The organism is Schleiferilactobacillus shenzhenensis LY-73, assembly GCF_000469325.1.
In the GTDB taxonomy this organism is placed as follows: Bacteria; Bacillota; Bacilli; order Lactobacillales; family Lactobacillaceae; genus Schleiferilactobacillus; species Schleiferilactobacillus shenzhenensis.
In genome coordinates this window covers 140,663-145,359 of the sequence record NZ_KI271585.1, presented here as the reverse complement: position 1 = coordinate 145,359, position 4,697 = coordinate 140,663, and the positions used below count along the sequence as shown (strand labels likewise).

The following is a 4,697-nucleotide window of genomic DNA, read 5'->3' as shown; positions in this document are numbered from 1 at the left end:
TTTGCCAAAAGGCTTAAAGCCGTGCCCACCACGTTCCAGGCCCCCTGGCGGAGGGCCAAAATCGCCGGGTCCCGCGAATCATTCCCTCATTCTGGCGGCTGAGGCATCATCACGCCTCAGCCGTTTTTTACGCTCCAGTGACACGTGACCCAATCTTTACACTTATGCGACACAAGCTTGACGGTAACGACCAGCATTCTGTTACATCAGTTTTCTATACTGGTGATTGTAGTCGTTTGTGAGCGGTGAGACTTGCACCTTGCCAGTGAGCCGCCCGCCTGCACCCCTAATACGAGGAGGAATTGCATTGTACATCAAGCTTGATCATCTCACGAAACAGTTTGGCGATACCGCTGTTCTGGACGGGATCAGCGCGCAGATTCAAGAGGGCGAGTTCTTCGTCCTGGTCGGCCCATCCGGGTCCGGGAAGAGTACCCTGTTACGCATCATCGCCGGCCTGATTCCCGCCAGTTCCGGTTCGGTTTTCTTCGATAGTCAGAACGTGACCGACTTGCCGCCGAAGGACCGCCACTTGACCATGGTGTTCCAGAACTATGCGCTGCTGCCGTTCATGAGTGTCGCCGACAACATCCGCTTCGGTTTGCATAACTTAGACTTAGACGCGACTGAAGAGGCGAAGCGGGTCAACGATGCTCTGGACATGGTGCACTTGACTGAACTGCGGGACCGCAAGCCCAAAGAACTTTCCGGCGGCCAGCAGCAGCGGGTGGCGTTGGCCCGGGCCATTGCCACGAAGGCGTCGTTGGTCCTGATGGACGAGCCCCTTTCTAACCTCGACGCCCAGCTGCGGACTGAGATGCGCCAAGAATTGGTCCAGCTGCACAAGGAACTGGGCATGACCCTGCTCTATGTGACTCACGACCAAGTCGAGGCGATGACGATGGGCGAGCGCATTATGGTGCTCAACGACCACCACATCCAACAGGTCGGCACGCCGCTGGACCTGTACAATCACCCGGCGAATAAGTTCGTGGCGACCTTCATCGGCAGCCCGAAGATGAATATGTTCGACGCCACCGTGGATGCCTTGGAGCACTTCGCCACCCTGGAACTGACCGATGCCAACCAGCATTCTGTCCGCTTGCCGCTGCCGTACGACTTGGCCGCTGGCGCTTACCAGCTGGGCATTCGCCCCGAGAAGATTACTTTGAGCCGCTCCGCCAGCGCGGGCAGCTTCCCCGTGCGGGTGATGGCCGTCGCCAACCTGGGGCGTGAATCTTCCGTCTCCCTGGTCAATAATGGTCACGAGTTCATCGCCAGCGTACCGGAGCAATACCCGGTACCAGAGAACCAGATCGTATATGCAACACTGCCCACCGATGCGGCGGATCTGCATTTCTTCGATGAGAAATCAAACTTAGCCGTCAACAATAAGGGTGTGCCCGAGAAGGCAGGTGTACTTGATGGAATTGCATAAGAACCCCGATAATCCGCTCCTGGTCCCGTCGACCGCTGCGGCCAGCACCAAGGGCCGGACGCTGCGCAAAACCAATGCCGCGCTCTGGTTCCTGCTGCCGTCGCTGGTCATTCTGGCCATCTTCACGTTCTACCCGATGATCATGACGGCCATCGAGAGTCTTTTCTCCACCAACGTTCGGGGCGAACTCGCCCAGTTCGTCGGCTTCAGCAATTATGCCGAGATCTTCAGCGATCCATTATTCTTGAAGAGCCTCGTCAACACCTTCATCTTCGTCATCACCGCCGGCCTGGGCACCATTGCCTTGGCGCTGTTCCTGGCTAGCATGGTCAGTGACAAACTGCGCGGCAACGGCTTCTTCCGCACCGCCTTCGCTTCGACCATGGGGATCTCCGGCGCCGTGGCGTCTGTGCTGTTCTTATTCCTGTTTAACCCTTCGGTCGGCGTGATCGGCTTGCTGCTGAAGAACATCGGGGTCAAGCAGAATAACCTGGTGGCCGATCCCACTGGGGCGATGATCATTCTGGTCGTTGTCAGTATCTGGATGGGCACGGGCTTCTCCTTCTTGAACCTGCTGGGCGCACTCCAGTCTGTCCCCGACGATTATTATGCCGTCGCTGACTTAGCTGGCTGGTCCAGCTGGCAGAAAACTTGGAAGATCACTGTACCGATGGTCTCTCCGACGCTGTTCTTCCTGCTGGTCGTCGAAATCATTGGCAAGTTCAAGACCTTCACCGAGATCGACCTGATCACCGGCGGCGGCCCGGACAACGCCACGAACTTCATTGCTTACAAAGTCTATACCGATGCCTTTGGTAACCGGAACTTCGGGATCGCTGCCAGTGAAGCATTAGTCCTCACCGCCATCATTGCCTTTGCCACCTGGTTCCAATTCCGCTTCACAGAACGGAAGGTGTATTACAAATGACAACCTCACTGAAGCACATCAATCATTATTTTTGGCTGACGCTGGTGGCCCTGCTCATGGGCGCCCCGATCCTCATTGGAATCTGGGCCAGCTTGCTGCCCACCGCCGATATTGCCGCTGGTCATTTAACCTCGACCAATATCTCCCTGAATAACTACATCGCCGCGATTCAGACCACGCCGGTGCTGCGTTACATGGCCAATTCATTCATCGTTGCCATTTTGATCACCGCTGGTCAATTCGTACTCTGCACTTTAGCGGCTTATGCGTTTGCCTTTCTCGACTTCAAGTTCAAGAAGCAGATCTTCGCGCTGTTCCTGATTACGATGATGCTGCCGTTTGAAGCCCAGATCATTCCGAACTTCCAGACGATTCGGGTGTTTGGCTGGCTGGATTCATATGCCGGTTTAACGATTCCGTTCTTTGCCTCAGCCTTCGGGGTCTTCATGCTCCGCCAAGCCTTTCTGCAAGTACCTGACGAATTGCATGAATACAGTCAATTGATTGGCTTGAACCACTTGCAGTTCCTCTTCAAAATCGTTCTGCCATACTCCCGTTCCACGCTGATCACCTTCGGCCTGTATATGTTTCTGACCCACTGGAACGATTACCTGTGGCCGCTGATCACCACGTTCTCCGACTCCTACCGCACCACCCAAGTCGGCCTGAAGCAGCTGCAGGCCCAGGATACCTTCAGCAACTGGGGCGTGATCATGGCCACGGCCATTCTCATCCTGCTCCCCACACTGCTGATTCTCCTGGTGGGCCAACGCTACTTTAAGAAAGGATTGAACACAGGGGGTCTGAAAGCATGATTGAAAAGTTCTGGCACCGCTGGTGGTCGCTGATTTGCGCGACCATGGCCGTTATCGCCGTCATTATCGGGCTGGTGGTGGCCACAACGCCGCAGCACCAGGCCCAGGCCAGCAACGGCCGGATCACCTTGTCGTTCTGGCATTCCATGAACGGGCCGAACGGACAGCTGCTGGACAAGTTGGTGGACGGCTTCAACAAGAGTCAGACCAAGTACAAGGTCGTGCCCCAGTATGAGGGCAGTTACGGCTTGGCTGAGTCCAAGTACATCAACACGCTGCACACGAACGTCACGCCGACGATCATGCAGCAGTCGGATATTGCCACGATGACTGCGGTAGGTGATTACGTCCCCGTCCAGCAATTCGTTGACGCCGACCACTATGACTTGAACCAACTCTATCCCGGGATCCTGTCCGGGTTCAAGTTGAAGGGCGACCTGCAATCCATGCCGTTCAACGCGTCATCCAGTGTCATGTACTACAACAAGGACCTCTTTAAGAAATACGGCGTTAAGCCGCTTTCTCAATCGCCCAGCTACAGCGAGATTCGGGCGGCCGCCAAGGCCTTAACGGAGAAATCTAAGGGGGCCGTCAAAGGGGCTACCCTGCAAATCTATCCGTGGCTGCCGGAACAATTGGCCGCTAACCAGAATTCCGTCGTCGTGAACAAGAACAACGGCCGGTCGTCCGCGGCCACCGCTGCCGAGCTGAACACCCCGGCGATGCAAAAGATCTTCACTTGGGTGCAAGGCATGATCAAAGACGGCAGCTTCCAGAACTTCGGGACTGGATCGTCGGCCTCGGCGAACCAGATGGCCGGCTTCCTCGGCGGCAAGATCGGCATCTTCATGCAGAGTTCAGCCGCTGCCGGGACGATTGCGAAAGCCGCCAAGTTTAAGTGGGGCGAGACCTTCACCGCCCACGCTGACGATGTTCCCGCTAACGGTGTCGCCGCGGGCGGTGCCAGCCTGTGGATCAGCAAGGATAAGTCTAAAGCCGAGCAGCAGGGGGCGTGGGAATTCATCAAGTACATGATGGCTCCAAAACAGCAAGCCGCTTGGCAGATCGGCACGGGCTACATCGCCGTGAACAAAGCCTCAGTGAAGGTGCCGGCACTCGCAGCGGCCATCAAAAAGAATCCTGAGACCAACGTACCCATCAAGCAGCTCCAAGCTGGCAAGGTGAACGCCGCCACCGCCGGACCGTTCCTGGTCAACTCCCAGATGGACCAATACCTGGGCACCGCCATGCAGCAGATATACGGCGGCAAGGACATCAAGACGTCCTTGAAAGAGGCCGAGAACGAAGTGAACAAGGGTATCCGCGATACCAACAAGTCGAACGCCGCCATCCTCAAGGCGGTCTTCGCCCAGTAACATCTCCGTTTCCTCCTCGGAAAACGGGATATGAATAATAGTAAACATACGAGGCTGAGACAGCATTTAGCGGTGTTGTCTCAGCCTCGTTTGTGTATTCGGAAAGTCTGGCGGAGGGCCGGCGATTGTAGGGCACATCA

At 56.2% G+C, this 4,697-nt stretch carries 4 protein-coding genes; all 4 read left to right on the top strand.

The genetic code is table 11. The features are described from left to right. The first annotated feature begins 307 nt into the window (after positions 1-307). Genes L248_RS05360 through L248_RS05345 form a run of 4 tightly spaced genes read left to right on the top strand, consistent with a single transcriptional unit; the run spans position 308 to position 4,557 of the window. On the top strand, positions 308-1,438 hold the full coding sequence (locus L248_RS05360) for an ABC transporter ATP-binding protein (protein ID WP_022529099.1): 1,131 nt from the start codon (positions 308-310) through the stop codon (positions 1,436-1,438). Continuing rightward, a complete protein-coding gene (locus L248_RS05355; protein WP_022529098.1) occupies positions 1,425-2,366 on the top strand; it encodes a carbohydrate ABC transporter permease in 942 nt (313 codons plus the stop codon). Before L248_RS05360 ends, L248_RS05355 begins: the two co-directional genes overlap by 14 nt. Beyond that, on the top strand, positions 2,363-3,181 hold the full coding sequence (locus tag L248_RS05350; protein WP_022529097.1) for a carbohydrate ABC transporter permease: 819 nt from the start codon (positions 2,363-2,365) through the stop codon (positions 3,179-3,181). Before L248_RS05355 ends, L248_RS05350 begins: the two co-directional genes overlap by 4 nt. Then, complete coding sequence (locus L248_RS05345; protein WP_022529096.1) at positions 3,178-4,557, top strand: ABC transporter substrate-binding protein; 1,380 nt, start codon at positions 3,178-3,180, stop codon at positions 4,555-4,557. The genes L248_RS05350 and L248_RS05345 overlap by 4 nt, the downstream gene beginning before the upstream one ends. Positions 4,558-4,697: the final 140 nt, after the last annotated feature.

What these genes read in the sequence shown, in the direction of transcription:
- L248_RS05355 (WP_022529098.1), top strand. Translation starts at nt 1,425, where the DNA reads ATGGAATTGCATAAGAACCCCGATAATCCGCTCCTGGTCCCGTCGACC.
- L248_RS05350 (WP_022529097.1), top strand. Translation starts at nt 2,363, where the DNA reads ATGACAACCTCACTGAAGCACATCAATCATTATTTTTGGCTGACGCTG.
- L248_RS05345 (WP_022529096.1), top strand. Translation starts at nt 3,178, where the DNA reads ATGATTGAAAAGTTCTGGCACCGCTGGTGGTCGCTGATTTGCGCGACC.